The following is a 26,593-nucleotide window of genomic DNA, read 5'->3' as shown; positions in this document are numbered from 1 at the left end:
CTCTGCCATGCTCCCTGCATCGAACCGCGGCGTCGGGATGAATTTCGGGTTTCCGGACGTGTGCCTCACGCCCACCCCGGTCGGCCCCGTCCCCATTCCGTACCCGAACATCGCGATGAACGCGCAGGCCTCGGTGTTCTCGCCGATCGTCAAGGTCTCGGGCGTCCACGCGCTGAACCTCGGGTCGATCATCGCGATGACCTCCGGTGATGAACCCGGCACGGCGCACTGGACCGTCAAGGGCCCGGGCAAATACATCATGGGCAATCCGGTCGTGTTCGTCGACAGGATGCCCGCGATCAACCTGACCTGTCCGACGATGGGGAACACCGGGAACAACGCCCTCGGCGCGGTCGTCGTCCCGAGCGCCGTGAACGTGTTTTACACGTACGCACATTCGCCCGCCGCGGCTTCGCCGGACAGCGTCTCGGCCGCGCGCGCCGCAGCCCTCGGCGATGCCATCCTCGGCCGCGCAGGCACCACGCCGCTCACGGCCGCGATGCTCGACGACGGGATCGGATACGTGCGGGTCGCAGTCGTCACGACGGACATCACGAGCCGCTTTCACATGGCAGCGCGCAAGCTCGCATTGGAAGGCGCGCAGGCGCTCGTCCTCGATCTCGCGGGCTGTCCGGGCGGGGACCTCGACGCGCTCATCGCGTGGGCGGCGACGTTCCTCGACGAAGGCGCGGAGATCGTCCGGATCGAGGACGCCGAAGGGGACGAGCTCGTCCACCGTGCCCACTTGCCTGCATCGTACACGATGCCCCTCGTCGTGCTCGTCGACGGCGGGACCGGCTCCGCAGCGGAGATCCTCGCCGCAGCCCTGAAGGCGCATGGTCGCGCGCTCGTCGTCGGCCAGCGGACGCACGGAAAAGGCAGCGCGCAGCGCCTCGTCCCCGGGGAAGAGGATTCGTTCGCCTATCGCACGGCCGCGCATTGCACCGGGCCGGGCGGGATTGCGATCGACGGCGTCGGCGTCGAGCCGGATATCGTGCTCGAAGGCGACTTCGGCCCCGCATGGCTCGCGGCCGCGTGCGACGCGGCCCGCGCCCGCCTGTCCTGACTAACTCTTTTTCTTGGGGGGTCCAAACCCACCATACAGCGACTTGTTGACCGCTGGCTTTGGCGGGATCCGCGGCGGCGGGGGCTTCGGGATTTCGACCTTCGGCTCCTTCGGCGACTCCGCCCACGGATCGGTCCGCGCCGGGCGCGGCGGCAACGGCGGAGGCGCCGCAGCGGCCGGAGGCATCGCGGCGGCCGGAGGCGCTTTGGGCGCGGCCGGCTCGGGGCTCGGCGTGCGCGCGCTCGGCGGCGGGGGCGGCGGCTCGGCAGCCGCCTCCGAAAAATCGAGATTCGCCAGATCGGCCGTAAAGGAGAGGGCCCGCGTCGCCTCCTCGACGATCGGCATCGGGGCGACCTCGACGGGAACCTTGGACCAGGGTGCGCCTGGAATGGGAGCGCCCTGGCCCGCATACGAAGCGGCCTGGGGCCCCCCGGCAAACGGAATGGCGGGCTTTTGCTGCGCGGCAACGGCCGCGTCCCCGTCGAGGGCATACGTCCCTTCCATCGGGTTTTCCTGGCGTCTCTGCGCGAATGGCATGGCATTCGACGGACCCGTGATCACGTCTTCGAGCACCATCGTCGATTCGTCGCCGCCGCGCGACCACGTACCGCTGCGGGCCGTGGTCGTGGCCAGGTCGTCGACCGTGGCGACCAGGGATGACCCCTTTTTTTCCGGCAGCGGCGGCGGGGTCAAGAGGTGCGCGAGCGGGCGGCCCTCGGTCTCGACGCCGGCCGCGACCCGCAATGTGCCGAGGGCCCGCTCGTCGTCGAGCGGCACCACGACGCGACAAACGAGCGAACAGCGCAGCGTATCGGCGTCGATGCGCAGAATGTCCGGCCGCATCGCGACCGTACGCGCGGCCTCGGGGGCGCTCGACGACAGACCAAAGAGCGTCACGAGGCCCCGCGCAGTGGGCAGGCGCGACGAGATCCGCGGATGCTCCGGGTGCAGCCCTTCGAGCACGACCCATTCGTTGCCCACGAGGGATTCGATCTGCTGATCGGGGGGCGCGGCCTGGAAATAGGTCCAATCGAATTCGGCCGGGATCTCCGGCACGGGCTGCTCGAGCGCCAGGGGCGAAAGCGAGCCGAGGAGCGATTTGCGTTGCGCGAGCGCGCGCGAGATCGGCCCGAAGCCCGCGACGAGGCTCCCGTCCGTCGGGTACACGATGTTCGGCGGGGCGGATCCAGGCGCTTTGCCCGTGCCGTGCGGGTTCGGCCGGAAGCCGATGCCGCCGAGGGCGCGCTCGTACACGAGGGGGATCTTGTCGAAGGGCGTGATCTCGGCGCCCTTGCGATCGCCGTAGACGTGCAGCGTCTTGTCGAACAGCGCACGGCCGTGGAAGACGGCGAGGCGCGCGACCTGCCGGGTCACGGTGGTCCCCGCGGGCGCGCAGGCGTGCCCGGAAAGCACGATATCGACGCGCGGCAGGTGCGGCACGACATCACTCGTCGCGCGAATGCTGCGGGTCGGGTTGTCGCGGTGGTGCATCTCGGCGCGGAACAGCTCCTCCGGGGCGATGGGCTGCATCGGCTCGTTGGGGACGAGCTTGAACGTGGCCTTGAGCACGCACGTTATATGCAGTTTTCCAGCGTGACGGAAGACGGCCGTGCCCCCCTTCGAGGGTCCGACGGTCGTGATGGGGACGGGCCAGTGGGCGACGGGGGCCATTGGCGCGGAGCGTATCACGAGCTTGGCCGATGGGGCCGGGGATTCGCCCGTTCAGTCGACCGCGACCACGGTGAGCAGGTAGGGCCCAGGCAAAGACCCGGACGCGCTCACGTAGGAATCGGCGGAGATCCAGTACGTGCCCGGGCCCGCGCTCACGTCGAGCACTTTGTCGGCGCGCGCGACGCAAAGCTCGGCCCCGCCCGGGTCCTCCATGAAGTGCACGTCGATATCGACGCCCGCGGCGTCGAACACACGAATGCGCAGCTTCGTCGGCTCCTTCAGCACGAGCCGGTAGACGACCTCGGCTCCGCCCTCGTCGACGGGGCTGCACGAATACTGGTTCGCGACCGAGGTCGTGCTCGCCGTGGTGTCGCGATCGTCCACGAAAGGCAGCGCGTCGATCTCGAAGGGGCTCGCCCACGACCCCTCGCCCGCGAGGTCCTTGGGCCGTGGCTCGGGCGCCTCGCCTTCGAGCAAGAAGCGCCGGGCGCGATCGAGGGCCTCAATCGTGAGCAGGTTTCGCCGGTTCATCCCCTCGCCGAGGCCCGCGGCGTCGAACCAGCAAGCGTGCACGCCGCCCTGGGCGAACGATTGCAGGTGAATGCCGTCGCCGACGAGACCAAAATCGGGCAGCTCGGCGAGCGCGCCGAAGAGATCCATGAGCGGCGCTTGCCGGGCCTGGGCCACGGCGCGGACGACGGCGTTCATCTCGGGGACGAGCGCGCGGGCCTCGTCGGTATCGTCGCGCTGGGGCAAGGTGGTGAGCAGCGGGACGACGCCGGCCGCGGCGAGCTCGTCGACGACCCGGAGGAGGTTTCCCGCGAAAGGCTCGACGCCTTGTGGATAGGTATCGTTCGTGCCGAGCAGGACAACGGCGAAGGCCGGCTTGATCGCGGCAATCTCCTGGTCGATCGGCGAGGGATCCCCGGCGAGCACGGCCCCCGAGGACCAGCCGACCTTTGCGGCCAGGGTCGTCCGTTCGAACGAGGTCTTCGCCCCGTCGGCGAGGTCTTTCCCGAAAAACGCGCGCGTGGGTTCGAGCGCGGCGCTCGCGCCCCACTGGATGTCATTGCCGCCAAAGCACGTCAAAAATCCGGTATTGACGGTATTCGAATCGCCGACCTTGGCAAACACGGACGTCCGCCCTGGGCTCGTGTCGAGAATGCCTTTCCATCGCTCGACGACGGTCTTCGCGAGGGGCGAATGCCGCAGGCCGTGCGGATATCGAATCGGTCCGGACGGCTCGGGCGTGCTGCCGCCTCCTCCGCCGCCTCCGCCGCCTCCGCCTCCGCCGCCGCCGCCGCCGGTCCCGCTTCCGCTCTCGCCTCCGCCCCCGCTTCCGCTCGCGCTTCCGTCGGTCGGCGACGCATTCGGTCCGTCCGGGGAACAGGCCAAGACGAGCAGGACGAACGGCAGGGCGAGGGCCGGACGTTTCGCGATCATGACCGGAGAGATTACTTCTTCGCGCGATGCCGCGCGAGCCACAACCGCGCGATCTCCGACAGCTCCTCCTCGTCCGCGAGCGCCGCATCGTCTTCGAGCAGCGCGAGGATCTGCGTCGCCGTGAGCCGATTGTACTCGTCGAGCGTGGCGTCCTTCGCCCAGGCCGCGAGCCGCGCCGCGATCGGCGCCGCGCGCCCCGACTCCTTGATCGATCGCACGAGCCGGTATCCGCCGAGCTCCCCCTCGCGGGAGACGCCGCCGAACCGGATCACGAGGCCGAGCAGGAACGTATCCACGTCGAGCCCGGTCTCGGTGAGCCGCTCGGCCTCGGTCGCGTGCGCGGCCTCGCCATAACTCGAATATGCGACCCGGTCGAACTGATCCCCCATGATCCGGAGCTGGAGCTGGAGGAAACAGCCGAGCTTTCCCATGTCGTAACAAAGCTCGGCGTACTCGCGCGCGACCTGCGCGGGCCGAGAATCCATCGAACAGCGCCCCATCGGGCGCCAGATCCGATAAAACGAGAGCGCCTTTTCCTTGTCGCCCGCGGCCCGCGCGGCCGCGAGCTTCGCCCCCGCCTCCTCCTCGTCCGTGGCGCGCTCGTCGTCGTACACCGGCGGATCCGTCGCGAGCAGCGCGGCCACGTACGACCAGGCGTCGAGCGCCTCCATCGAAATGCGGCCCGCAGGCGAGACATACGCCGGCTCGATCCGGATCCGCGACGTCCCTTTCTCGAAGACGAGCGGCACGCCCGCCGCAGCCCGCTCCATCGGGCCCGTCGCGAGCGTCCATCCAGAACGGCTCCCGAGGCGCGCCTGGCTGTAGGCGTCGTCCGTCGCCGCGAATTCGACACGCAGCGCGTACGTCTCGCCCTCGGCCTCGCGCTCGACGGAGAGCACGACGTCGTCGACCTCCGCGTGGCCACCGCCGACGTCCTTGACGATACGGCCGTAGACCAGGCGAATGGGTTTGGCCTGGCGATCCGCCTGATCGTAGGCGGACTGGAACTGCGCCATGCCCGGCCAGGACCAGCGCGGGTTCGCGTTCGGGCTCCGCGGGAACCGCGGGCGCTCTTCGGCCGTGATGAGCGGCGCGTCCGGCTTCTTCGAGGACGAGCTCCGCGAGGGCGTGCACTCGAGGCTCGCCACGACCGAGAGCGCCGCCCCGAGGACGAGCGCGAACCGCGTGACGCCGGCCCTGCCGCGTGCCTTCCGGGCCTCGCCCGCCGGCCCCTCGCCCTGCCCCCTGCCCTCGCGCGTCGAAGCGTCCATGCCCGAAACCTCCGTCCGATCCGCCCAGCGGCAGCCGGGCCGAAGACCTCTGACGTTCGAGGAGGCGCGCGGGTTCCGGAAAAATGAGCCTTTCCAGCCCGCCGTCCACCGGAGCGGCGATGGCAGAATCGTACCCGCCGCGCTTGTGCCCTGCCAAGCCCATCCGCTAAGCTCCGCGCCCGCCGGCAGGACGCCGGTAAAACCACCTGGAAGAAGCCATGATCCACCTCCGCAAAGCTCTACCGCTCCTCGCCCTCGGCCTCGGGCTCGGGTGTGGTGGCGCATCGCAGACCGGCGAGGCCAAGGGCCCGACGGGCCCGGTCTCCACGCAGCAGCGCATCGTGAACATCAACCCCGTCGATCTCGGCGTTTGTTTCCAGCAAGCGCCCGCCCTGCCGGAGAAGATCAACGGCGAGGTGCTCACCGGCGTGCTCGTCGCGGCCCGGCCGTTCGTCATGGAATGCCTCGTCGACCCGAAGAACCGCGGCCCCGCGGACGAGACGAGCCTCGCCCTCAAGACCACCCTCTCGGGCGGCAAGCTCGCGCACGCCATCACCGGCCAGAACGTCACGCCCGCCGGCGAGCAATGCATCAAGGCCGCCGTCGACAAGTTCGCCGCCACGGCCCCCGCGTGGGAGGCCAAAGCCGCGGCCGCGAACAGCGTGACGGCCGAGGTGCAATACAAACACATCGCCAGCGTGATGCCCACGGTCAAGATGGGCGTCAGCGAGGCCTCCGACGTGGCCGGCACGATCCGGCTCGCGCAGGGCAGCTTCTGCGATTGTTATGCGCCCTGGAAGAGCGCGGATCCGGTCCTCCTGAAGGCCCAGGTCAAGCTCACGCAGACCGCCGCGCCGGCCGTGACGATCGAGCCGCCGACGGACCCGAACGGGACGCAGGTCGCCGCGTGCCTGCAGCCGAAGGTCGCCGCGCTCCCGCTGAAGACGACGTCGACCGAGCTCACGGCGCCCTACACGTTCATGTTCCTGAGCTCCGCGCGCGAGGGCCTGTTCCAGGGCGCCCCGCCCCCGATCGCGTTCGCGCAGTACGAGCTCGTGCGCAACCAGCGCCTCGCCGCGGGCGTCCTCGCCATGGGCGCGCGCACGCAGGCGGCCGAGGCGTACGACGCGCTCGTGAACAAGTACAAGAAGGACCCGGCCAGCGTGACGCTGGAGCAGCTCAAGAACGGCTGCGGGGCGCTCACGCAGGCCGACGACGGCTACATCGCCGCGCTCCAGAAGCAGCTCGAGCTCGAGCAGAGCGCCGTCGCGATGCTCACCGATTTCGCCGCGAAGGACGCGGCCTGGGCGACCGTCAAGGACGCCACGCAGGGCAACGTGGACGAGACGAAAAAGGAGATCGAGAACGGCAAGAAGTTCAAAGAGTCCGATCTCCAGGCCTGCCCGAAGGTCAAGTAGCCCCGCCTCCTCCCGACCATCGGAATTTCAACCGAAACGCCGTGGCGTACGTCTCCACCGGAGGCGGCGTCACGCTCGCGTTCGTCGCGATGATCTGCGAGGCCCACATCCGCTCGGCCACGCCGCACCCATCCTCGAGCTCACGCCCCGATCGACCCTCGGCCTTTTCCGCGAGCGAACGAAGCTCCTCCGGGCCGAGGTGCTTTGCATAATAGGCGAGGATGGCCGCCCGCTCCTCCGCGTCCGGGAGCGGGAAATGGACGAAAAGGTTGAAGCGGCTGAGGAGCGCCGGATCCAGGTCGTCCTTGCGGTTCGTCGCGCCAATCACCACCACGTTGCTCGTATCGACGAGCCCCTGCATCTGGCGGAGCAGCACCGAGAGGATACGCCGCGTCCCCTCGTGCATCGCCCGATCGCGTGAGCCGGCGAAAGCGTCGATCTCGTCGAGGAACACAATACTCCGCGGGAGCGCGCCCGCCCGGTCGAAGATCTGGTCGAGCCGTTTCTCCGATTCGCCGAACCATTTGCTCATGATCGACTCGACGGGCACGTAGACGAGCGGGATCCCGCTCTGGCTCGCGATGACACGCGCCATCGTGGTCTTGCCCGTGCCCGGCGGCCCTTCGAAAAGCACGGCGCGCGGCACGCTCGCGCCCGGCCGCGTGCGGGCCATTTCGCCGACGGCCATGAAGATCTCGGGGTGGAGGAGCGGCAGGACGATGGTCTCGCGCACCTCGCGCTTCGTGCGCTCGTAGCCGGCGATGCGATCCTCCGAGAAGGCGGGGCTCGCCTCGAAGACCACGGCGCCGAGCTCGGCGAGCTTCTGCTTCGGCGAGCTCGCGTTCGCCGCGTCGCCCGTGTGAAAGGCATATCGGCGCAGGACGTCGAGGATACAATTGATCTCCTCTTGCAGGAGGAGCGCCTCTTTTTCGAAGGAAACCGCGCCGTGCCCCTTCGGGTCGAACCGGAACGTCACCTTCATCGGCGGCGGGAGCTCGAGCGCCTCGCCCGGTTTTTTCCGGTCGAACATCCGGCGTTCAAAGGGGCTGTGATGATCCGCGACGACCACGACCCCGAAATAGCTGCGGCGAAACTCCGTGAAGTACCGGAAGTACTGCGCGAGCACGTCCACGATGGGGAAAAACGCCTCCTTGGGTAGGCTCTGGAACGAGAGCTCGATCGTGATCGTGGACTTCTTGTAGGAGATCGCAGGAAGCTGCGCGTTGACGCTCTCCGGGCTCGCGGACGCGAGGCAAGCGACGGCGCCGGCGTCGAGCTGCTGCTTGATCTGGTCGTACGGGAGGAGCTGTGAGGCGGGATCGGGCATCTTCGTGTTTCCAGCGGCGGCATGAAAGCGCCGGCGCGCCTGCCTGTCAAACGGTAAGGAGCGGACGGAACCGGCATGGAAATTGGTATGCGCAGGGGACATGTACGAACATGGAACATCATTCGCCGCGGCCGCCGCTCTGCTCGTCTCGCTCGGCTCGCAGGCCCTGCCATCACACGACGCGGAGGCTCCGGGCGACGGCTGTTTCACGAGCCTCGTCGTCCGCTTCGACGCGCTCGTCTCGATTCCCGGCGGCGAACATCCCCCTCACATCGAACTTTTCCTCGACGGCAAACCCTGCATCGAGATCACGCCCGAGGACCAGACCTGTGAGATGCGAGCACCGCGGGACGCGGTGTGTGACGTCATTGCCCCGCTCTCGCTCGCCGAGGGATGGTGCCGCCTCGCCGAGGACGGCGCGTGGAGCGCCCATTTCCAGGTCCTTTCGAGCCGCCTGCTCGCCGACGACGTGCCCCACGCGCTGACGGCATACGTCACGACGCCCGAGGGGACCACGGTGCGCGAGGCGCCCGTCGACGTGTCGCGTTACCATCCGTGGGACCCGAATGGGTCCTCGGTCACGTGTTTTCAGGGGAATGCCACGTTCGTGCGCGCGGCCCCCGCTCCCGAAAAAAGCCCCCCTCAGGGCTGAACCGCGCGCGTCGGCACCTCTCCGTCGGGGCCGACCCACCGCTCGGGCCTGCACAGGAGCACCGCGCAGAGCGTCTCGCAGTTGAACGGCCACCATCGATAATCGCCGCGCAGGCACCCGCGCATGCAACGCGCGCACAGGGTCGGCTCGGCGGCGAGAGCGCCTCTCGCCTCCGAGGTCCCCGCGCGCGCCTCGCTCCCCGGCGCCCCGCGCGCCTCCGCGCGCGCCGAGGCCCCCGCGAGCGCGCACGCCGCTCCGATCATGCAGGCCAGCATCGTCCCCCCCATGCGCTTTCCCATGGTTCACCTCGATCGTTTCCTTGGGTGACGGAATGCCGTGTCAATGGAAGCGCCCTCGAATCGGCTCTCCCCTATCGCCCGATTTGCCAACCGTGTCGAGTCCGCGCTGTGCCATTCCTGAACACGCGGGCGCCGAATGCACGCCAGAGGAACGGTACACGTCGTGCTCGATCGAGGAAAGGGGGGGGATTCATTCGTCTTCCCGCGCTGCCCCCGAGGGGGTTTGGGGGCGTCGCTCGGCATGGCCGAGGGTCGCCCCCGCTCGTGAAAGGGAGGGACCGTATGTGGACCAAGGGATTTGCGCTGCTCGGGCTCGCGCTCGGCGCCACGATCATGGGAAGCGCCTGCGTGGCCGGCGAACCGACGGGCGACGAGCTCGAGGCGGGCCTCCCCGTCACGGCCGCGGAAGAAGGGGACCTCGAAGCGGCGGAGGACGCGCTCTCCGTCCAGGATCTCGCGAGGCTCCCGCGTTGCGGCGGATTCGCGGGTCTCCGGTGTCCCGGCAACCTGCGGTGCATCGATCTGCCGGGGGACGATTGTAATCCGGCCCGAGGCGGCGCGGATTGCATCGGCGTGTGTGTTCCGCGACAACCGTCAGGGGCCCGCTGCGCGAACCCACGACGACGTTACATCTCCCGAGACCTGGACCGATGCGCGGTCATTCTGTTCCGCTGTGAGCCGGGGTCCCGGCCCTTCTCCGACGAATGCGGCTGCGGCTGCCTGAGGACCGCCTGGGGCCGCCCGGAGCCGGGCGGCGTGCGCTGCAGGGAGAACATTTGCGGCCCCGGCGAGTATTGCTGCAACGAGAGCTGCGGAATCTGCGCGCCGATCGGCGGCGTGTGCACGCAGGAGTTCTGCCAGTAGAACGATTCCCTCCCCCCGTCCTCTCCTGAGCATGGGTCTCATCTGGGTAGCGCCGCGCCCGGGGCTCCGCCCCAGACCCCGCGGGGGGCTGTCCGCCCCCTCGACCCCGGACCAGCGAGGCGCTGGACCCAGGGTTGAAAACCTGCGCGGTGCGCAGTTTTTCAAACAGGCCGACGAAGAGGCGGGGGTGCCAGCAGGACCCGGAGCGCGGCTGTCTTGAGCGGCAACGGTGCTGACCGGTCCGTGCAACGGGAGCGCGGGACGTGTGGACGCGCTTTGCGGGAGGGACAATGCCCCCGGAAACGGTGAAACGCTCGTTCCCCTTTGTCGGAACGCGCCCCAGCCCGCGGCGGGACGTGTTCCCGGAATCGGGAACGTCCCCGGAAGCGGATCCAGACGCATTGCACGATGTGGGAAGGACCTCGGGGGCGGCGTCGACCTGCGTTCCAAAAAAGGGGAACGCTCCCGGAAACGAGGCGGAGGGCGTTCCGAAAAAGGGGAACGACCTGGGAGACGGCTCTGCGCGTGTTGCCGGAAACGCGGAATCGACCTCGGCGCAGAGGCGAGGGGCGTTCCGACAAAGGGGAATCGGGCGGGAAGCGCTTCCGGGCGCATTGCGAGGAGGTGGAGGCGGGTTCGAGGCGTCGCGGGCCTCGCGTGAATGAGGGCGGAGGCGGTCTCAGGCCGCGCACTTGAAGAGCACAACCGGGCGCAAAGGCTCGCCGGACGAGCGCCGGAGCCCGGGTCAAGACCGGCAACGACCCTGCCGACCAAGACAGCCGCGCTCCGGGTTCTGCTGGCACCCCCGCCTCTTCGTCGGCCTGTTTGAAAAACTGCGCACCGCGCAGGTTTTCAACCCTGGGTCCAGCGCCTCGCTGGTCCGGGTGCAGGGGCGGACAGCCCCTGCTGGGGTCTGGGGCAAAGCCCCAGCGAGGCGGCTTCCCAAGGAGAGAACTCCCGGATCGCGCCGCGCGTGGTAGAGTCCGCGCCCCATGGCGCGTATCTACGAAGACAACTCACGCAGCATCGGGCGCACGCCCCTCGTCCGGATCAACCGCCTCACGGCGGGCGCCCGCGCGACCGTGCTGGCCAAGGTCGAAGGCCGCAACCCCGCCTACTCGGTCAAATGCCGCATCGGCGCCGCGATGGTGTGGGACGCCGAGGAGCGCGGCGCCCTCCGCCCGGGCATGTCGATCGTCGAGGCCACGAGCGGCAACACGGGCATCGCGCTCGCGTTCGCCGCGGCGTCGCGCGGGTATACGTGCGTGCTGACGATGCCCGAGACGATGAGCATGGAGCGGCGCAAGGTGCTGGTCGCGCTCGGCGCGCAGATCATCCTGACGCCCGGCCCGCTCGGCATGAAGGGCGCCATCGCCCGCGCCGAGGAGCTCGCCGCGACGCAGCCCGACAAGTACGTGCTGATGAAGCAGTTCGAGAACCCGGCGAACCCCGCCATCCACGAGACGACCACGGGCCCCGAGATCTGGGAGGACACCGACGGCGAGGTCGACGTCCTCGTCAGCGGCGTCGGCACGGGCGGCACGATCACCGGCGTCTCGCGATACATCAAGCAAACGAAGGGCAAGAAGATCGTCACCGTCGCGGTCGAGCCCTCGCACTCGCCCGTCATCACGCAGACGCTCGCCGGGCAAGAGGTCAAGCCCTCGCCGCACAAGATCCAGGGGATCGGCGCGGGGTTCGTCCCGCGAAACCTCGATCTCTCGCTCGTGGATCGGGTGGAGACCGTGACGAACGACGACTCGATCGCCATGGCGCGGCGGCTCGCGCGCGAGGAGGGCATCCTCGCCGGTATCTCGTGCGGGGCGGCGATGGTCGCGGCGCTCCGGCTCGCGAATGATCCCGCGTTCGAGGGCAAGACGATCGTCGCCGTGCTGCCGGACGCCGGCGAGCGGTACCTCTCGACCGTGCTCTTCGAGGGCATGTTCGAGGCCGTGGAAAAGGCGACGGCCACGTGAAAGAGAGGGTTCGGGGACGTAGCTCGGTTCGCCGAGCAGAGCCCCCGAGCGTTGCATGATGGGCGATCCGGACAACGGTCTCGGCAAGGTTGTGGACGGGCTGATCGCGAGCTACGGGCGCGATCGCCGCGGCCACTACATCGGCAAGAAGTTCCTGCCCTCCCGCGAGGAGATCTTCGAGATCATCGAGCTCCTCTTCCAGGTCTTCTACCCCGGGTATTACGGGCGTCAGGACCTGACGGAGGGCAACCTTCGTTATCACGTCGTCACGCTCGTCTCGACGCTGCGCGAGAAGCTCGCGACGCAAATCGAGAAATGCCTCTGCTGGGCCGGCGAGTCGGAGCGCGACCCCGCGGAGGAAAAAGAGGCCGGGGGCTGCGCCGAGTACGGCCGGCACATCGCGTGCCGGCTGCTCAGCCGCCTGCCCGAAATCCGCGACACGCTCCTGCTCGACGTGCAAGCGGCGTACGACGGAGACCCGGCGGCGGGCAGCCTGGACGAGGTCATCCTTTCGTACCCGGGCCTGCTCGCGATCACGGTGCACCGCGTGGCGCACGAGCTTTACGTGCTCGGCGTGCCGCTCATGCCGCGCATCATGAGCGAGTGGGCCCATTCTCGCAGCGGCGCGGACATCCACCCCGGCGCGACCGTCGGCGAGAGCTTCTTCATCGATCACGCCACCGGCGTCGTCATCGGCGAGACGAGCCACATCGGCGGTCACGTAAAGGTCTACCAGGGCGTGACGCTCGGCGCGATGTCGCACCCGAAGGACGAGCGGGGCCGCGTCATTCGCGACACGAAGCGCCACCCGACCGTCGAGGACGCCGTCACGCTCTACGCGAACGCGACGGTGCTCGGCGGCCAGACCGTGGTGGGGCAAGGCAGCGTCGTCGGCGGCTCGGTGTTTTTGACGCGGGGCATCCCGAAACGCTCGCGTGTCGCTGTCAAACCCCCGGAGACCCGCGTCATCGCCGCGGGCAGCCAGCCCGGGGACGACGAGTATCCGGCCGATTTCGAGATCTGAAGCCTGCTGACCTCTGGTCCCTTGCCAGCGGTCTCGCTATATGGGGCCGCCCGGCTCGCCCGGGCGTATACCCATGGCCGATACACACCCTACCTTTTGCCGCATCTGCGAGGCCCTCTGCGGCCTCGAGGCCGACGTCGAGGGCGGGCGCGTCATCGCGCTCCGGCCCGACGCGCGGCACGTCGCCACCGAGGGCTTTGCTTGCCCCAAGGGCCTCAAACAGCACCGCATGTACGCCTCGCCCGACCGCGTGCGGCGCCCCCTCGCGCGCCGCGGCGAGCGCTTCGAGCCTGCCTCCTGGGACGCGGCCCTCGCCGACATCGGCGCGCGCGTGCGCCGGATCCACGACGAACACGGCCCCGATTCCATCGCCATGTACGTCGGCACGGCCGCGGGGTTTTCCGTGCTGCACCCCGTCTTCGCCCAGGGCTTCATGCAGGGGCTCGGCTCGCGCAGCATGTACGCCTCGGCGACGCAGGACTGCAGCAATAAGTTCGCGGTGTCGCGCGAGATGTACGGCTTCCCGTTCACGCTCTCGTTCCCCGACCTCGATCGGACGCGGTGCCTCATCGTCGTGGGGGCGAACCCGGTCGTGTCGAAATGGAGCTTCCTCCAGGTCCCGAACCCGGCGCGGGCGCTCAAGGACATCGAGGCGCGCGGCGGAAAGCTCTTCGTCGTCGACCCGCGCCGCACCGAAAGCGCCAAGGTCGCGGGCGAGCACGTCTTCATCCGGCCCGACACGGATGTCTGGTTTTTCCTCTCGTTTTTGCGCGAGCTCGCGCATACGGGCGGCATCGATCGTGCGCGCGCGGCGCGCTTCATGAAAGGGCTCGACGAAGTCCTCGCCGTCGCCGAGCCGTGGACACCCGAGCGCACCACGCGCGTGACGGGAATCACCCCGGACGTCCTTCGCGCGATGGTCCGCGCCTACCGGGACGCGGGACGCGCGGCGATCTACGTATCGACCGGCGTCAACATGGGCCGCAATGGCTCGCTCGCGTTCTGGCTCGCCGAGTGCATCAACGCCGCCTCGGGCAACCTCGATCGCGAGGGCGGGACGCTCGTCGGCCGCGGGATCTTCGATTTCGCCGCGTTCGGCCGGCGCACGGGCACGCTGCTGCGCGAGGATCGATCCCGCATCGGCGATTTCCGCTCCGTGAACGACGCATTCCCGGGCGGCTTGCTCGCCGACGAGATTCTCACCGAGGGGCCCGGCAAGATCCGCGCGCTCTTCGTGACCGGGGGAAACCCGCTCATCACGATGCCGGGCTCGGGGAGGCTGCGGCGCGCCTTCGAACAACTCGATCTGCTCGTCACGGTGGATCTCTTCGTGAACGAGACGGGCTCGCTCGCGCACTGGGTCCTGCCCGCGACGTCGCCGCTCGAACGGGCCGATCTGCCCTTCATTTTCCCGCTCCTGCTCGGCCTCCAGCGCCGGCCCTACCTCCAGGCGACCCGGCCCGTCGTGAAGCAGGACGGCGATCAACGCGACGAGGCCACGATCTACCTCGACCTCTGCCGCGCCGCGGGCAAACCGATCTTCGGCTCCTCCATCGCCCAGCGCGCCCTGGAGATGCTCACCGCGGCGCGGGGATGGTTCCATCCGGACGAACCCCGCTCGCTCCCGCAGGAGCTCTTGCTCTCCGCGATGTTGCTCGCGACGGGAAATGGGACGTTCGGCCGCCTCGCGGAGCAAATACACGGGCGGCTTCGCCCGCCCCACCGTGCTGACGATTTCCTCGGCAAGCGTGTCATCACGAAGGACGGCAAGGTGAATCTCGCGCCGGACGTGCTGCTCTCCGCCGCGAAAAAGCTCGATGCCGATTACGAGGCAGAGATCACCCGCGCGGGCAAGCTGAAGCTCGTCACGCGGCGGCGGGTCACGACGCACAATTCGTGGACCCACAACCTCGAAGATTTCGCCGAGCCGGACGGCGGGACGAACCACCTCTACGTGCACCCCGAGGACGCGAAGAGAATCGGCCTTTCCGACGGCGATTTCGCGGATGTCTCGACGGACGTGGCCACGGTGCGCGTGCCCGTGCGCCTGCTCGCCGACCTCATGCCGGGGACCGTGGCTTTGCCGCACGGCTGGGGTCATCAGCACGCAGTAGGCCTCTCCGTCGCACGAACGACGCGGGGCGTGAACGTCAACCTGCTCGCGGCCGACGGGCCCGAGCGGCTCGAGCGGGTCTCCGGCATGGCGCACCTCACGGGGTTCGTCGTGGACGTGGTCCCCGCGCGCGGGCCCAAAAACGACCGGAGCTGGTCGGGTTTGCCGGAGGAAGCGACATGAGCAAAGCCGGGAATCGTGCCCGGGATTTCGGGATCGTCACGCTCGCCTACGTCGCGGGTACCATCGTGGGATGGCTGGTCTATCGCGCGGTCGCGCCGGGGCATTCGTCGATCGTGGCGTTCGCCGCGGCCGACGCGGCGGCGACGGTCGTGGTTTTCGTGGTGAGCGTGTTGTGCAACAATTCGAGCGTGTACGATCCGTACTGGAGCGTCGCGCCCATGGTGATCGCGCCGGCGATTGCGATGTCGCCGGAGGCGGCGGGCGCGCCGATGTCGCGGCGAATCTTGGTCACCGCGCTCGTGCTCGCGTGGGGCGCGCGGCTCACGTGGAACTGGGCGCGCGGCTGGCACGGGCTCGGCCATGAGGATTTTCGGTACGTGGATCTACGCCGCTCGATGGGGCGGGCGTACTGGCTCGTGAGCTTCCTCGGCCTCCACTTCATGCCGACGGTCTGCGTGTTCCTCGGCTGCTTGTCCCTCTTCCCGGCCCTCGCCGCGGGGACGCAGCCGCTCTCGTGGCTCGACGCGGCGGCCTTCGTGGTGACGACCGGCGCGATCGTACTGGAGACGCGCGCCGACGCGGAGCTCCGCGCGTTTCGGCTCCGGAACGACGTGCCGGGGAGAATCCTCGATACGGGCGTGTGGGCGTATTGCCGCCACCCGAACTACCTCGGCGAAATCACGTTCTGGTGGGGGCTTTTCCTCTTCGCCCTCGCCTCCGATCCGGGCATTCGTTACCCGCTCATCGGGCCCGCCTGGATCACCTGCCTGTTCGTGTTCGTCAGCATTCCATTGATGGACAAACGATCCGTGGCGCGCAGGCCCGGATACGCCGATCACATGAACCGCGTGCCGGCGCTCTTCCCGCGCCTGCCGGGGAAGGCCAAGGGGTAGACGAGACCATGATCCTCGATGTTTTCCGGATGAACGACAAGGTCGCGATCGTCACGGGTGCGAGCCGTGGGATCGGACGCGGCGCCGCGATTGCGCTGGCCGAGGCGGGGGCCGACGTGGTGCTCGCCGCGCGACGCGCGGACGTGCTGGAGGAGGCTGCGCGGGAGGTCCGCGCGCGCGGGCGGCGCGCGCTCGTGGTGCCGACGGACGTGACGGTGGACGTGGATCTCGACCGGCTGCTCGCCCGCGCGCTCGAGGAGTTCGGCCGGCTCGACGTGCTCGTCAACAACGCGGGCGGGTATCCGCCGAGGATCGCAATCGCGCTGTCGAACGAGGAGATGCTCGCGTCGTACCAATTCAACGTCGTCTCGGCGCTGCACCTCTCCCGGATCGCCGCGCCACACCTCGCGCGGACGCGCGGCGCAATCGTGAATATCTCGTCCGCGATGAGCCACTGCGTGGACACGGGCTTCGTCGCCTACGGGGCCGCGAAGGCTGCGCTGAACCACATGACGCGTCTGCTCGCCCACGAATGGGCGCCGCGGGTACGCGTCAACGCGCTGGCCGTGGGCGCGACGATGACGGACGCGCTCGAAGCATTCGTCGGGGCCGGCGACCTGCTGGACAAGATGACGGCGAAAACGCCCATGGGCCGCCTCGCTACGCCCGAAGACATCGCGGCCTCGGTTCTTTTCCTGGCCTCGCCCGCGTCCTCATGGATCACGGGGAAAATCCTGGAGGTCGACGGCGGCGCGCCCGCGAGCACGTGGCCTTACCCGATGCCGGGTGGGCTCGAAGACATCCCGTAACGAAGGCGAGCGAGCAGGCGGCCGCGGCGGCCAACATCGAAATGCGTCAATGAAACAACGCGTGTTCCGCGATACGAATGCCGTGTCGCGGGGGCGGCGACGAGCCTTGCGTGGCAGGAAGCGCTCGGGTAACGTACCCTGGCCGCCTGTCCTCGTGTAACGCGGGCGGCGCACGAACCACCATGCCGGACGCCGCGGAACCCCTGCTTGCGAACGAGATCCTGGATACCTCCCCGACATTCGTTGTCGGAATCGATGCAAGTGGCCGCACGGTGTACATGAATGGCACGATGCTCGGCGCGCTCGGGTATACGCGCGACGAGGTCATCGGCCAGGATTACGCGACGATGTTCGTCCCGGTGCGTGATCACGAGGTGCTCCGGAGGATCTTTGGGGAGCTCGTATCGGCGCGCGGGACGACGTACAATGAAAACCGCGTCATCACCCGGAGCGGCCGCGAGCTGCTCGTCGAGTGGCATGGAAGGCCGGTCTACGACGACGACGGCGGGTTCAAGTATTTCTATGGCGTCGGTATCGACGTCACGGGGCAAAAGCGCATTCGCGAGGCGCTCTACCGCTCGCAGCAGCGGCTCGCGCTCCACTTTCATCAAGCGCCGCTCGGCATGATCGAGTGGGACACCGATTTCCGCGTCGCGGACTGGAATCCGGCGGCGGAGTCGATCTTCGGCTGGCACCGCGAGGAGGCCATAGGCCGTTACGGCCAGGATCTCATGGTGCCCCCGGAGATCCGCCCCTACGTGGCCGAGGTCTGGGAGCAGATCAAGCAGGCCAAGGGGCCGGTGCGCGCCCGCAATGAGAACATCACGAAGGACGGGCGGCTCATCACCTGCGAATGGACGAATACGTCGCTCGTCGACGAGGAAGGCCAGGTCGTGGGTGTCGCCTCGCTCGTCAGCGACGTGACCGAGCGCGTGAAGGAGGAGGAGGAGATGCGCGAGCGCGCGCGCGAGCAGGCCGCCACCATCGAGGAGCTCTCGGCGCCGGTCCTCGATCTGTGGGACGGCGTGCTCGCGATGCCGGTCGTCGGCGGAATCGACGCCAGGCGCGCGACCCGCATGACGGAGAGCCTGCTCGACGCGATCGTGCGGAGCAGCGCGCGCTTCGCGATCCTCGATTTGACGGGCGCGTCGACGATGGACGCCTCGATTGCCTCGCACCTCGGCGATATGGTCCGCGCGACCGGCCTCATCGGCAGCGAATGCCTGGTCTCGGGCCTCGGGCCTGGAATGGCGCGCACGCTCGTCGAACTCGGCGTGCCGCTCTCCGTCAAGACGTTCGGCTCGCTCCGCGCCGCGCTCCGCCACGCGATCCGAGCAGCGCGGGTGTAGCGAGTTACGCCGGCGCCCCGCGCTCTTCGTTATTCCGCGGCGCAGGGCGGCCGACACGAGGAAGCTCGAGGGTGAACGACGCTCCGACCCCCGGCTGGCTCTGGACCTGGAGCGTGCCCCCGTGCGCTTCCGCGATCCGACGGCTGAGGTACAGACCGAGCCCCAGCCCGCCGTAATTCTCGGAGGCGGCGCGCTCGAAGCACTCGAAGATGCGCTCCTGCCGCGCCGGGTCGATGCCGATCCCGTGATCCTCGACCACGATCCGCGCGAGCCCGCCCTCCTCGCCCCAGAAAACCTCGATGGGCTTGCCGGCCCCGAACTTGATCGCATTCGAGAGGAGGTTCGTCAGGATCTGCTCGATGCGGTCCGGATCCCAATGGCCGACGACCTGGGGGCCGTCCTGGATGTGGACCGAGCACCGCGCTTGCGAGAGCTCCGGCTTGAGCTGGTCGAGCGCATGGCGGAGGAGGGTCGCGAGGTCGACGTTCTCGGGCTCGAGCGGGAGCCGGCCCCCGTGGAGCTGCGAGACATCCACGAGGGCCTTGTTCAGCCTGGCCAGGCGCGTCCCCTGACGCAGGGCCCGCTCGACCAGCTTGGCCATCGCCTGCATCTCGCCCGACCGGCTTCCCCGGATGGACCGGTCCAGCGATTGCAGCGTGAGCCGGAGCGACGTCACCGGCGTATTCAGCTCGTGCGAGGCCACGGTGAGAAACTCGTCCCGCACGCGGATGGCGTCCCGGGCCTTGCAATAGAGCCGCGCGTTGTCGATCGCCATCGCGGCCCGGTGCGCGACCTCCTCGACCAGCGCGAGATCGGCGCGCACGTAGCGCCGCTCCAGCGTGGCCGAGACGACGCTCAGCACCCCGAGCGTTTGTCCGTGCGCCACGAGCGGCACGATCATGGAGCTCCGCGCCCCGAGAGCGAGGCTGACCTTCAGGTGCTCTTCGTCGACGACCAAGCCTCGTATGACATCGTCGGAGAGCTCGGGCACGAGGAGCGGCGCTCCCGTCCGCAGGACCCTCGACGCCCCGTGGGGTGAATCCCAGCAAGGGGGATACCGCCGCTGGAGCTCCTCGAGCAGCGACGCCTTCGTGGGGTCCTTGTGTGCGCCGGCGATACGTCGGATCTCTCCGCCTTCCACGATGTCGATCACGCACCAGTCGGAAATCGATTGCACGCACAGCCCCGCGAGGCGCGCGAGCGTCTCCTGGTAATCGAGCGACTCCGACAGGACCGCCCCGGCCTCGGCGAGGAACATGGCGCGGCGCTCCGCCGCCTCGGCCGCCGCCCGCGCCGCCTGCTCCTTCCGGAGGAGCTGCGCCTTCTCCAGGGAAATCGCTGCCTGCGTGGCGAGGAGCGAGAGGGCCACGAGCCGATCGGGCGTGAACGCGCCGGCGAGGAGGTTGTTCTCCAGATAGAGCAGACCCACCACCTCGGTCTGCTGGAGGATGGGCAAGCAGAGGAGCGACCTCGGCTTCACGCGCGCGAGGTAGGGATCCGAGGCGTATTTCCCGGCCTCGGCCGCGTCCTCCAGGATCACGCGCTCCTTCGTCCGCAGGGCGTAATTGACGATCGAGACGGGCACCAGCGACGACGAGAGCCGCTGCGATTCCAGGAGCTTCGTCGCCACGTCTCTCCCCTCGAACGACGCCTCCGCCTCGATCGAAGCCCCCTCCTCCAGGCACAGGATCAGACAGCCGCGTTGCGCGCCGCCCTGCTCGAGCACCACCGTGAGCAGCGTGCGCAGAAGCTTGTCGAGGACGATCTCGCCCGAGAGGGTCTGCGAGGCCTTGGTCACCGAGAGCAGGTCGAGCAGCTCCGGCCGAAGCGCCAAGGTGGCAGCCGGCGAAAGGGGCCTCGATGGGAGCAGACGAGGATGCATCTGGTCGATCTGCTCGACTTTGCGTTCGGCGCCCCAGCAAGCATAACAAGCGCGGGCGTCGCGGAGGTACATGTCGGCGATCCTGCCGAATCCTCGTGCTCGGTAAAACCGCGACGCCAGCTCGTGGGCGAGCCCTTCATTGTGGACGAAGCCCTGGTCGTGGGCCGAGCGGATGGCGTCCTCGTAGAGGCGCTCGGCGTCGAGGTCGCGGCCCTCGATACGAGCAACCTCGGCCGACACGAGAGCGTAGCGGTTCAGATAGTTCTCGGGGCAGTTGTCCGCCCAGAGCTTGAGCTTCTGCAGCCCCCGTTCGAGGGTGCACGCGAACTCCCGCTGCTGCGGGGCAGGCGCCTGCGGGTAGAGCGCGGTCAAAGTGAGCGCATGGTAGAAGTGATGCGTGGCCTCGATGGGCTGCGCCATGACCGCCCCCAGCATTGTCGCCGCTCGGGCCGCAGAATCGAGGGCCTCGCGATACCGTCCGTCGATAAAAGCGGCGACGTGCTTCATGACATGGTAGAAGGCAATCCCGCAGCCGAACGTCGCCCCTGTGATCAAGGCCAGACTTTCAGCTTCGTCGCAAGCTCGATCGTCGAGGTTTGCCGGCTCCAGCGTCGGTCCTTGCAGGCTCGCCACGAACTGCCGTTCGAGCTGGATCGTGTGGAATACCGCATCGTTGTGGCTCTCTCTGGCGAATGCGAGGTATTTCTGTGCCACTCTGAGGACTTCGTCGAGCGGGCTGCCGGTCTCCAGAACCAGCCATACCGTCAAAACGGTCACGAGGCCGGCAAAAACGAGATCGCCGACCTCCAAGCAGGCCAGGAAAGCCTGCTCCATGATCGGAACGCTGGTCGCGATGGGCCTCCGCCAGGAGTGGATGTGGCCGCCATGCATGAATAGCAGCCTGCCCTTGAGCTTGGCGTCGTTGAACTTCTCGTTCAGCCGCAGCGACATCTCGGAGAACTCGTAGGCGGACGGAATGTCGCCGAAGACCGACGCCAACATGATGCCGTAGGCGCAGTAGGCGAAGCAGGTCTCCTCGGCGTTCCCATACCGCAGGGAGAAGCTCAGCGCTTTGACGACGTGCAGAGCGAACATCTCCGGTCGCGCGTTGTACGCGCAGGGGATCGAGTCGACGAGCAGGCCGATGATCACCCTCCCATCGGGGTCGCTCACCACCGGCGCGTCGAGGAGGTCGGCGATCCGGAGGCCGCGCAGGCTGGCCGAAATGCCCCGGTTCTCGGCTTCGACTGCGGCCTGGATCTCCTCGTCCGACTCGGGCAATGTCACGCAGAAGAGCCGCAGGGCTTCCAGTGCGACCGTCACCCCGTCGGCATATCGCCCCGAGACCTGGTACAGCCTGATGCGCAGCCGGTAGACCCTGGCTCGGTCGGGATTGGAGCGCGCGTTCTGGAATATCAGGTCGAATAGCTCATCGGCCCGCTGGAAGTTGCCGACGAGGTACTCGCATTCGGACCGCTCCATGTAGAGGGCGAACGTTTCTTCGTACTGCGTGCGCCAGGCGTCCGCGGCCAAGAGCGGCGTCGCTTGGGCCAGATAGCTCTGCGCCGACGCGTACGCAATCGAGGCCTTCGCCCTTCTTCCAGCCTGAAAGTCGAGCCGGCAGAGCGTCTCCTTTTCGCGTGGATCGGTCATGAGCGCGACGCCATGGTTGAGCTGGTTCGCGACGTCGAAGACCCGCTCCGCGATCACCTCTTCTGGCAACTTCGCCAAAAGGAGCCGGCCGATCCGCAGGTGCACCTCGGCCCGCTGCTCCTCGGGGATGAGCGAATAGGCCGCCTCCTGAACGCGATCGTGGAGAAAACTGTACGCCCCGTCCATCCAGAGGACGAGCCCCACACGGACGGCCTCCCAGAGATCCTCGTGTGATGCCTGCTCCGAGCGGCCGCTCACCGCCGAGAGGACGGCGACGTCGGTCGTGCTCCCGAGACACGCGAGCTGTTTCAGCGCTTCCTGGGTGCGCGCAGGGAGCCGCGCGAGCTTGCCAACCATCAGCTCGACCACGTTGTCGGTGAAGCCCTTGGCTCGGATCTTCGCGACGTCCCATCGCCACGCGCTCGCGCGTTCGTCGAACTCGATCAGGCGCTCGTCATGCAGCGCGGTGAGGAACTGGATCGTGAAAAAGGGGTTGCCCGCCGTCTTCTCGTGGACGAGGTCCGAAAGCGGCGCGGCTTCCTCGGGGCGGCAGTGGAGCATGTCGCTGACGAGCGCGGCGAGGTGCACCCAGGAGAGCGGGCCGAGCACGATCTCCGAGACGCGCGCTCCCGCATTCCGCACGTTGCGGAGCGTCAGCACGAGCGGGTGCAAGGGGGTCACCTCGTTGTCACGGTATGCGCCGATCACGAGGAGATGGCCCGTTTCGGCGTGGGTCACCAGATCCTCGAGGAGCGCGAGGCTCGCCGGATCGGCCCACTGGAGATCGTCGAGGAAGAGCGCAAGGGGGTGCTCTTTGCGGGCAAACACCCCGATGAAATGCCGGAACACGATACGGAACCGGTTCTGCGCCTCGAGCGGCGGAAGCTCGGCGACCGGCGGTTGCCTGCCGATGACGAGCTCGACCTGCGGGATCACGTCCACGATGAGCTGTGCGTTGATCCCGAGGGCGCCCATGAGCCGCTCACGGAAAGGAGCGATCTGTTCCTCGCTTTCGGCGAGGATCTCGAGCACGAGCTCCCGGACGACCTGTACGATCGTGGAATAGGGGATGTCGCGCTTGTACGGGTCGAACTTTCCTGAAACGAAGAAGCCCCGCTCGCGAACGATCGGCTTGCAGAGCTCCCGGACCAGCGCCGATTTTCCGATGCCGGAGTAACCCGAGACCAGGACGAGCTCGGGGGAGCCCGTGCCGACCACACGCTCGAACTCACGCAGCAGCGCGGCGATCTCCTCCCCGCGGCCATAGAGCTTCTGGGGGATCTCGAAGCGGCCGGAGACGTCGTGCTCGGCCAGGACAAACGGCTCGAGCCTACCTTTGGCGCGCCATTCGGAAAGGCACCGCTCGAGGTCGTGCGCGAGGCCGCGGGCGGTCTGGTAGCGATCGTCCGCCATCTTGGCCAGGAGCTTCATGACGAGCGCGGAGAGGGCCTCGGGCAGCTCCGGGACCCACGTTCCGGGAGGCTGCGGGATACGGGCGATATGGCAATGCACCCATTCGAGCGGGTCCGCGGCCTCGAAGGGCAGGCGCCCGGTGAGCATTTCGTAGAATGTCACGCCCAGGGCATAGAGGTCGGCGCGGCTGTCGATCGCCCGGTTCATCCGCCCCGTTTGCTCCGGCGCGAGGTACGGCAGGGAGCCCTCGATGAGGCTCGGGCTCCGGGCCGCCTGGCGCTCGCGGGATGAGCATACCGCGAGCCCAAAATCGGCGAGCTTGAGCTGGCCGGTGGACGCGTTGACGAGGATGTTCTGGGGTTTCAGATCTTTATGGATGATGCCACGCCGGTGGAGCGCCCCGACGGCCGCCGCGATACGAACCGCGAGGTCGAGGAACCGCTCGATGGGCAAGGGCGCGCCGAGGAAGTGGTCGAGCGATTGCCCCCCGAAATCCTCCAGCACGAGCGCCGGCATTCCCTCGTGCGTCTCGAGCGCGAGCGGCCTGACGATGGTCGGCAGATCGAGCTGCCTGCCTATCTCGTACTCCCGCTTCAAGCGCTCGAGATCACGCGGGCGGCTGCGCCTCGGGTCGAGCACCTTCAGGATCACGGGGAGGTCATCGGCCGTCCGGACCCCGCGGAGCACGAGGGTGCCCCTGCCCTCGTGAAGGGTCTCGGTGATCTCGAACGGGGACGCGTCCTTCATGGGAAAGCTCGCTGCCCGGAGCGGGCGCCAGGCAAGGGGCGCGCAGGGAATGGGCCCACCCATGACTTGCGATCGGCAGCCCCCTGAATCCCCATAGCATGGAACGTGCGCTCCTGGCGCGCCCTCGTGGCGAAGGACGGCTCCACACGCGGCCGGTCGTGTCACACCCAACGCCAGGGCGGGCCACGACGTAGGACCTCGCTCACCCGCCAGAACGCCCCGCCTCTCCGCGAGGCCGGGCGGTCGGCGCGCGGCGGATCAACGGCCGGGCGCCGTCACCAGGGCGTCGGTTTGTAGTCCTTGAAGAATTGCCCGTAGGCGTGGCTTCCCGTGGCAAACCCCTCGAAGATCGGGTCCACGATCCGGGCCGCCCCGTCGACGATGTCGAGCGGCGGGTGGAAGCCGTGGATCGATTGCTTGCGCGCCGCGATCTCCGCGGGGTCCTCGTCCGTCACCCAGCCCGTATCCACGCTGTTGATGTGGATGCCGTCCTTCACGTAATCCTGCGCCGAGGTGCGCGTGAGCATGTTCAGCGCCGCCTTGGCCATGTTCGTGTGCGGGTGTTTGTCGGTCTTGTGCTCGCGGTAGAATTGCCCCTCCATCGCCGAGACGTTGACGATGTGTTTGTCGCGCGAGGGGTGCCGCGTCATGAGGCCCTTCAGCTTGCTGCTCAGCACGAACGGGGCAATGGCATTGACGAGGTGCACTTCGAGCAGCTCGATCGTGGGCACCTCCGCGAGCGCGAGGCGCCAGCTATTCTTGTCGCGCAGATCGATCTGCTGGAGATCCGCGTCGAGCGCGCCGCGGGGGAAGAGATCGACCCGGCCGCGCAGCGCGTGATCCTCGGCCGTGAGCGGGATCTGTGAGAGCGCGGCGGAATCCTCGAAGAGCGCGAGCGAGCCCGCGCGCGGGGCGAGCGCGACCTCGTTGGCCTGGGCGAGCGCTCGTTGCGCGGCGCGCTCGGCCTCGTGGCTCGCGACGAGGCGGGCCGCCTCGGGGGGCAATCGATCGGGGGATTGCAGCTCGGTGCCGAGGAGGTGCTCGTAAAAGCCCGGCGGCCTGCGCACGGTCTGGCAGGCATTGTGGATGATGAAATCGAGCCGAGGCAGGTGACCTTCGAGGAACCGCGCGAACCGCTCGACGCTCGGGGTCAGGCGCAGGTCGAGGCCGTGAATCTCGAGCCGTTCGGCCCAGGCCTCGTAGTCGCTCTCGCGGGCGTACCGGAGCGCGGCGTCGTGGGGGAAACGCGTCGTCACGACGACACGCGCGCCGGCGCGGAGGAGGAGGATCGCGGCCTGGTACCCGATCTTCACGCGCGCGCCGGTCACGACCGCGACGCGGCCCCGCAGATCGGCCGTCTGCGTGCGTTTCGTATAATTGAGCTCGGCGCAGGGCGGGCAGAGCTGATCGTAGAAGAAATGGATCTTCCGGAACTCGGCTTTGCAGACGTAACACTTGCGCGCGTCGCTGAGCTCGGCGGGGGGCGGCGGCGCCTCCGCGGGGCCCGGCAAGGCGCCGAAGCTCGGCGGCGGCGTCTGGAAGACCGTCGCGCGGCGGCCCGCGCGAATGCCGGTCGCGTCGAGCAACGCCGCGTCCTCCGCCTTCACGGCGAGGCGATCCTTTCGGCGGAGCGCCTTCGCGAGGCGGCGCTGCTCGGCGCGATCGGGCCGCGAGACCCTCCCTGCCGCTTCGAGCAGCCGCACGCGCGCCTCGCGTGGCACGTGCGCGAGGACGGCCCGGTCGCGGACCACGGCTTCGAGCACGTCGAGGGCGACGCGGAGATCGTCTTCGGAAAAAGGAGCCTGCTCGGGGGCTTTGGGCTCGTGGTCTTCCTGTTCGTCCTGTTCGTCCGCGATATCGTCGTTCATCAATGAAATGCGAGCCCGAAGAGCTGGCCGTCGAGGGGGATGGGCGCCTTGATGGCGCAGATGAGCCCGAGATCCAGGCCGTACGGCGTCCCCTCGGAGAAGGCGCTGACGGGGACGCCGATCCGGAAGGCCGCGGAGAAGAAGCCAATGGAGACGAAAGGCGAGGCGTGGAGGCCGATCGTGGTGGCGCGGTTTCCGTAGCCTTCCTCGAGGTACGCGCCGATCTCGGCGCCGAACATCATGAAGTTGATCTGCGGGCCGAACGCCCAGCGGCCGTGCGTGAACCCGACGGACTGCGCCTGCGCGAACGCGCCGAGGCCAAACGCGAACGCCTCGACGGGGTAACGCACGTACGAGAGCTCGAAGCCGAGGGCGCCGGAGATGGTTCCGTCGGTGTGGCCCGTGATGCCGAAGAGCGGCCCGAGGCCGACGAAGTTCTTGGCCTGGCGCAGGTTCCCCCGGCTTGCGGTGGGCGCGGGCTCGGGCGCGGGCGCCGCCGTGGGAGGTTCCTCGGCCAAGGCCGCCACGCTCGTGGTGACGCCGAGGGCGAGCGCGGCGAACGAGCAAACGAGCCGGACGAGGCAAGGTGGCCCGAGCCGCCTGCCCGAGGATGGACGAGGAGCGTCCCCAGCGCTGTGGCGCATCGCGGCGGAGCATACATGGATCACGGAC

Annotated in this window: 18 protein-coding genes; 10 read left to right on the top strand and 8 right to left on the bottom strand. The window is 68.5% G+C overall.

Annotated elements, in window-relative coordinates:
- Nucleotides 1-7: 7 nt before the first annotated feature.
- On the top strand, nucleotides 8-1,066 hold the full coding sequence (locus POL67_RS15545) for a S41 family peptidase (RefSeq protein ID WP_271918139.1): 1,059 nt from the start codon (nucleotides 8-10) through the stop codon (nucleotides 1,064-1,066).
- On the opposite strand, the gene POL67_RS15540 is transcribed toward POL67_RS15545, so the two are convergent.
- The 3 genes from POL67_RS15540 to POL67_RS15530 are packed head-to-tail and all read right to left on the bottom strand — an operon-like array spanning nucleotide 1,067 to nucleotide 5,451.
- Complete coding sequence (locus tag POL67_RS15540; RefSeq protein ID WP_271918138.1) at nucleotides 1,067-2,737, bottom strand: DUF2169 family type VI secretion system accessory protein; 1,671 nt, start codon at nucleotides 2,735-2,737, stop codon at nucleotides 1,067-1,069.
- A 51-nt stretch (nucleotides 2,738-2,788) separates the two neighbouring features.
- A complete protein-coding gene (locus tag POL67_RS15535) occupies nucleotides 2,789-4,180 on the bottom strand; it encodes an SGNH/GDSL hydrolase family protein (RefSeq protein WP_271918137.1) in 1,392 nt (463 codons plus the stop codon).
- A gap of 11 nt (nucleotides 4,181-4,191) precedes the next feature.
- Nucleotides 4,192-5,451: a hypothetical protein gene (locus tag POL67_RS15530; RefSeq protein WP_271918136.1), complete on the bottom strand. Its 1,260-nt coding sequence runs from the start codon at nucleotides 5,449-5,451 to the stop codon at nucleotides 4,192-4,194.
- Nucleotides 5,452-5,669: 218 nt separating this feature from the next.
- On the opposite strand from POL67_RS15530, the gene POL67_RS15525 reads away from it, so the two are divergent.
- Entirely contained in the window at nucleotides 5,670-6,869 is a 1,200-nt protein-coding gene (locus POL67_RS15525) for a hypothetical protein (RefSeq protein ID WP_271918135.1), read from the top strand.
- On the opposite strand, the gene POL67_RS15520 is transcribed toward POL67_RS15525, so the two are convergent.
- Nucleotides 6,862-8,196, bottom strand: a complete 1,335-nt coding sequence (locus POL67_RS15520) for an ATP-binding protein (RefSeq protein ID WP_271918134.1) — start codon at nucleotides 8,194-8,196, stop codon at nucleotides 6,862-6,864. The genes POL67_RS15525 and POL67_RS15520 overlap by 8 nt on opposite strands.
- A gap of 100 nt (nucleotides 8,197-8,296) precedes the next feature.
- Here POL67_RS15520 and POL67_RS15515 point away from each other — a divergent pair, with 100 nt between their 5' ends.
- Nucleotides 8,297-8,848, top strand: coding sequence for a hypothetical protein (locus tag POL67_RS15515; protein WP_271918133.1), 552 nt, complete (start codon nucleotides 8,297-8,299; stop codon nucleotides 8,846-8,848).
- Here the strand turns inward: POL67_RS15515 and POL67_RS15510 are convergent.
- Complete coding sequence (locus POL67_RS15510; protein WP_271918132.1) at nucleotides 8,839-9,147, bottom strand: hypothetical protein; 309 nt, start codon at nucleotides 9,145-9,147, stop codon at nucleotides 8,839-8,841. The two genes, POL67_RS15515 and POL67_RS15510, sit on opposite strands and share 10 nt — an antisense overlap.
- Before the next feature lie 282 nt (nucleotides 9,148-9,429).
- On the opposite strand from POL67_RS15510, the gene POL67_RS15505 reads away from it, so the two are divergent.
- The 7 genes from POL67_RS15505 (at nucleotide 9,430) to POL67_RS15475 (ending at nucleotide 18,358) form a co-directional block, all read left to right on the top strand.
- Nucleotides 9,430-10,011, top strand: coding sequence for a hypothetical protein (locus POL67_RS15505; protein ID WP_271918131.1), 582 nt, complete (start codon nucleotides 9,430-9,432; stop codon nucleotides 10,009-10,011).
- Between the two features lie 992 nt (nucleotides 10,012-11,003).
- On the top strand, nucleotides 11,004-11,987 hold the full coding sequence (cysK, locus tag POL67_RS15500; RefSeq protein ID WP_271918130.1) for a cysteine synthase A: 984 nt from the start codon (nucleotides 11,004-11,006) through the stop codon (nucleotides 11,985-11,987).
- A 55-nt stretch (nucleotides 11,988-12,042) separates the two neighbouring features.
- Nucleotides 12,043-13,011 carry a serine O-acetyltransferase gene (locus POL67_RS15495; RefSeq protein ID WP_271918129.1) on the top strand — a complete coding sequence of 323 codons (969 nt, stop codon included), beginning with the start codon at nucleotides 12,043-12,045 and terminating at the stop codon, nucleotides 13,009-13,011.
- Between the two features lie 73 nt (nucleotides 13,012-13,084).
- Nucleotides 13,085-15,307, top strand: coding sequence for a molybdopterin-containing oxidoreductase family protein (locus POL67_RS15490; RefSeq protein WP_271918128.1), 2,223 nt, complete (start codon nucleotides 13,085-13,087; stop codon nucleotides 15,305-15,307).
- Nucleotides 15,304-16,200: a DUF1295 domain-containing protein gene (locus POL67_RS15485; protein ID WP_271918127.1), complete on the top strand. Its 897-nt coding sequence runs from the start codon at nucleotides 15,304-15,306 to the stop codon at nucleotides 16,198-16,200. Before POL67_RS15490 ends, POL67_RS15485 begins: the two co-directional genes overlap by 4 nt.
- An 8-nt stretch (nucleotides 16,201-16,208) precedes the next feature.
- Nucleotides 16,209-17,009, top strand: coding sequence for a glucose 1-dehydrogenase (locus POL67_RS15480; RefSeq protein ID WP_271918126.1), 801 nt, complete (start codon nucleotides 16,209-16,211; stop codon nucleotides 17,007-17,009).
- 182 nt (nucleotides 17,010-17,191) lie between these two features.
- Nucleotides 17,192-18,358, top strand: a complete 1,167-nt coding sequence (locus tag POL67_RS15475) for a PAS domain S-box protein (protein ID WP_271918125.1) — start codon at nucleotides 17,192-17,194, stop codon at nucleotides 18,356-18,358.
- A 4-nt stretch (nucleotides 18,359-18,362) separates the two neighbouring features.
- On the opposite strand, the gene POL67_RS15470 is transcribed toward POL67_RS15475, so the two are convergent.
- The 3 genes from POL67_RS15470 to POL67_RS15460 form a co-directional block, all read right to left on the bottom strand.
- Nucleotides 18,363-24,053 (bottom strand): ATP-binding sensor histidine kinase, encoded by a 5,691-nt coding sequence (locus POL67_RS15470; protein WP_271918124.1) that lies wholly within the window; start codon nucleotides 24,051-24,053, stop codon nucleotides 18,363-18,365.
- Nucleotides 24,054-24,328: 275 nt separating this feature from the next.
- Entirely contained in the window at nucleotides 24,329-25,921 is a 1,593-nt protein-coding gene (locus tag POL67_RS15465; RefSeq protein ID WP_271918123.1) for an SDR family oxidoreductase, read from the bottom strand.
- The gene (locus POL67_RS15460; RefSeq protein ID WP_271918122.1) at nucleotides 25,921-26,565 is read right to left on the bottom strand and encodes a hypothetical protein; all 645 of its coding nucleotides are present in this window, start codon (nucleotides 26,563-26,565) and stop codon (nucleotides 25,921-25,923) included. The genes POL67_RS15465 and POL67_RS15460 overlap by 1 nt, the downstream gene beginning before the upstream one ends.
- Nucleotides 26,566-26,593: the final 28 nt, after the last annotated feature.

It is taken from the genome of Polyangium mundeleinium (assembly GCF_028369105.1).
GTDB classification, from domain to species: Bacteria; Myxococcota_A; Polyangia; order Polyangiales; family Polyangiaceae; genus Polyangium; species Polyangium mundeleinium.
Note: the sequence above shows the minus strand (reverse complement) of the source record. Positions and strands in the feature narration are given on the sequence as shown.

What these genes read in the sequence shown, in the direction of transcription:
- POL67_RS15545 (WP_271918139.1), top strand. Translation starts at nt 8, where the DNA reads ATGCTCCCTGCATCGAACCGCGGCGTCGGGATGAATTTCGGGTTTCCG.
- POL67_RS15540 (WP_271918138.1), bottom strand. Translation starts at nt 2,737, where the DNA reads ATGGCCCCCGTCGCCCACTGGCCCGTCCCCATCACGACCGTCGGACCC.
- POL67_RS15535 (WP_271918137.1), bottom strand. Translation starts at nt 4,180, where the DNA reads ATGATCGCGAAACGTCCGGCCCTCGCCCTGCCGTTCGTCCTGCTCGTC.
- POL67_RS15530 (WP_271918136.1), bottom strand. Translation starts at nt 5,451, where the DNA reads ATGGACGCTTCGACGCGCGAGGGCAGGGGGCAGGGCGAGGGGCCGGCG.
- POL67_RS15525 (WP_271918135.1), top strand. Translation starts at nt 5,670, where the DNA reads ATGATCCACCTCCGCAAAGCTCTACCGCTCCTCGCCCTCGGCCTCGGG.
- POL67_RS15520 (WP_271918134.1), bottom strand. Translation starts at nt 8,196, where the DNA reads ATGCCCGATCCCGCCTCACAGCTCCTCCCGTACGACCAGATCAAGCAG.
- POL67_RS15515 (WP_271918133.1), top strand. Translation starts at nt 8,297, where the DNA reads ATGTACGAACATGGAACATCATTCGCCGCGGCCGCCGCTCTGCTCGTC.
- POL67_RS15510 (WP_271918132.1), bottom strand. Translation starts at nt 9,147, where the DNA reads ATGGGAAAGCGCATGGGGGGGACGATGCTGGCCTGCATGATCGGAGCG.
- POL67_RS15505 (WP_271918131.1), top strand. Translation starts at nt 9,430, where the DNA reads ATGTGGACCAAGGGATTTGCGCTGCTCGGGCTCGCGCTCGGCGCCACG.
- cysK (WP_271918130.1), top strand. Translation starts at nt 11,004, where the DNA reads ATGGCGCGTATCTACGAAGACAACTCACGCAGCATCGGGCGCACGCCC.
- POL67_RS15495 (WP_271918129.1), top strand. Translation starts at nt 12,043, where the DNA reads ATGATGGGCGATCCGGACAACGGTCTCGGCAAGGTTGTGGACGGGCTG.
- POL67_RS15490 (WP_271918128.1), top strand. Translation starts at nt 13,085, where the DNA reads ATGGCCGATACACACCCTACCTTTTGCCGCATCTGCGAGGCCCTCTGC.
- POL67_RS15485 (WP_271918127.1), top strand. Translation starts at nt 15,304, where the DNA reads ATGAGCAAAGCCGGGAATCGTGCCCGGGATTTCGGGATCGTCACGCTC.
- POL67_RS15480 (WP_271918126.1), top strand. Translation starts at nt 16,209, where the DNA reads ATGATCCTCGATGTTTTCCGGATGAACGACAAGGTCGCGATCGTCACG.
- POL67_RS15475 (WP_271918125.1), top strand. Translation starts at nt 17,192, where the DNA reads ATGCCGGACGCCGCGGAACCCCTGCTTGCGAACGAGATCCTGGATACC.
- POL67_RS15470 (WP_271918124.1), bottom strand. Translation starts at nt 24,053, where the DNA reads ATGAAGGACGCGTCCCCGTTCGAGATCACCGAGACCCTTCACGAGGGC.
- POL67_RS15465 (WP_271918123.1), bottom strand. Translation starts at nt 25,921, where the DNA reads ATGAACGACGATATCGCGGACGAACAGGACGAACAGGAAGACCACGAG.
- POL67_RS15460 (WP_271918122.1), bottom strand. Translation starts at nt 26,565, where the DNA reads ATGCGCCACAGCGCTGGGGACGCTCCTCGTCCATCCTCGGGCAGGCGG.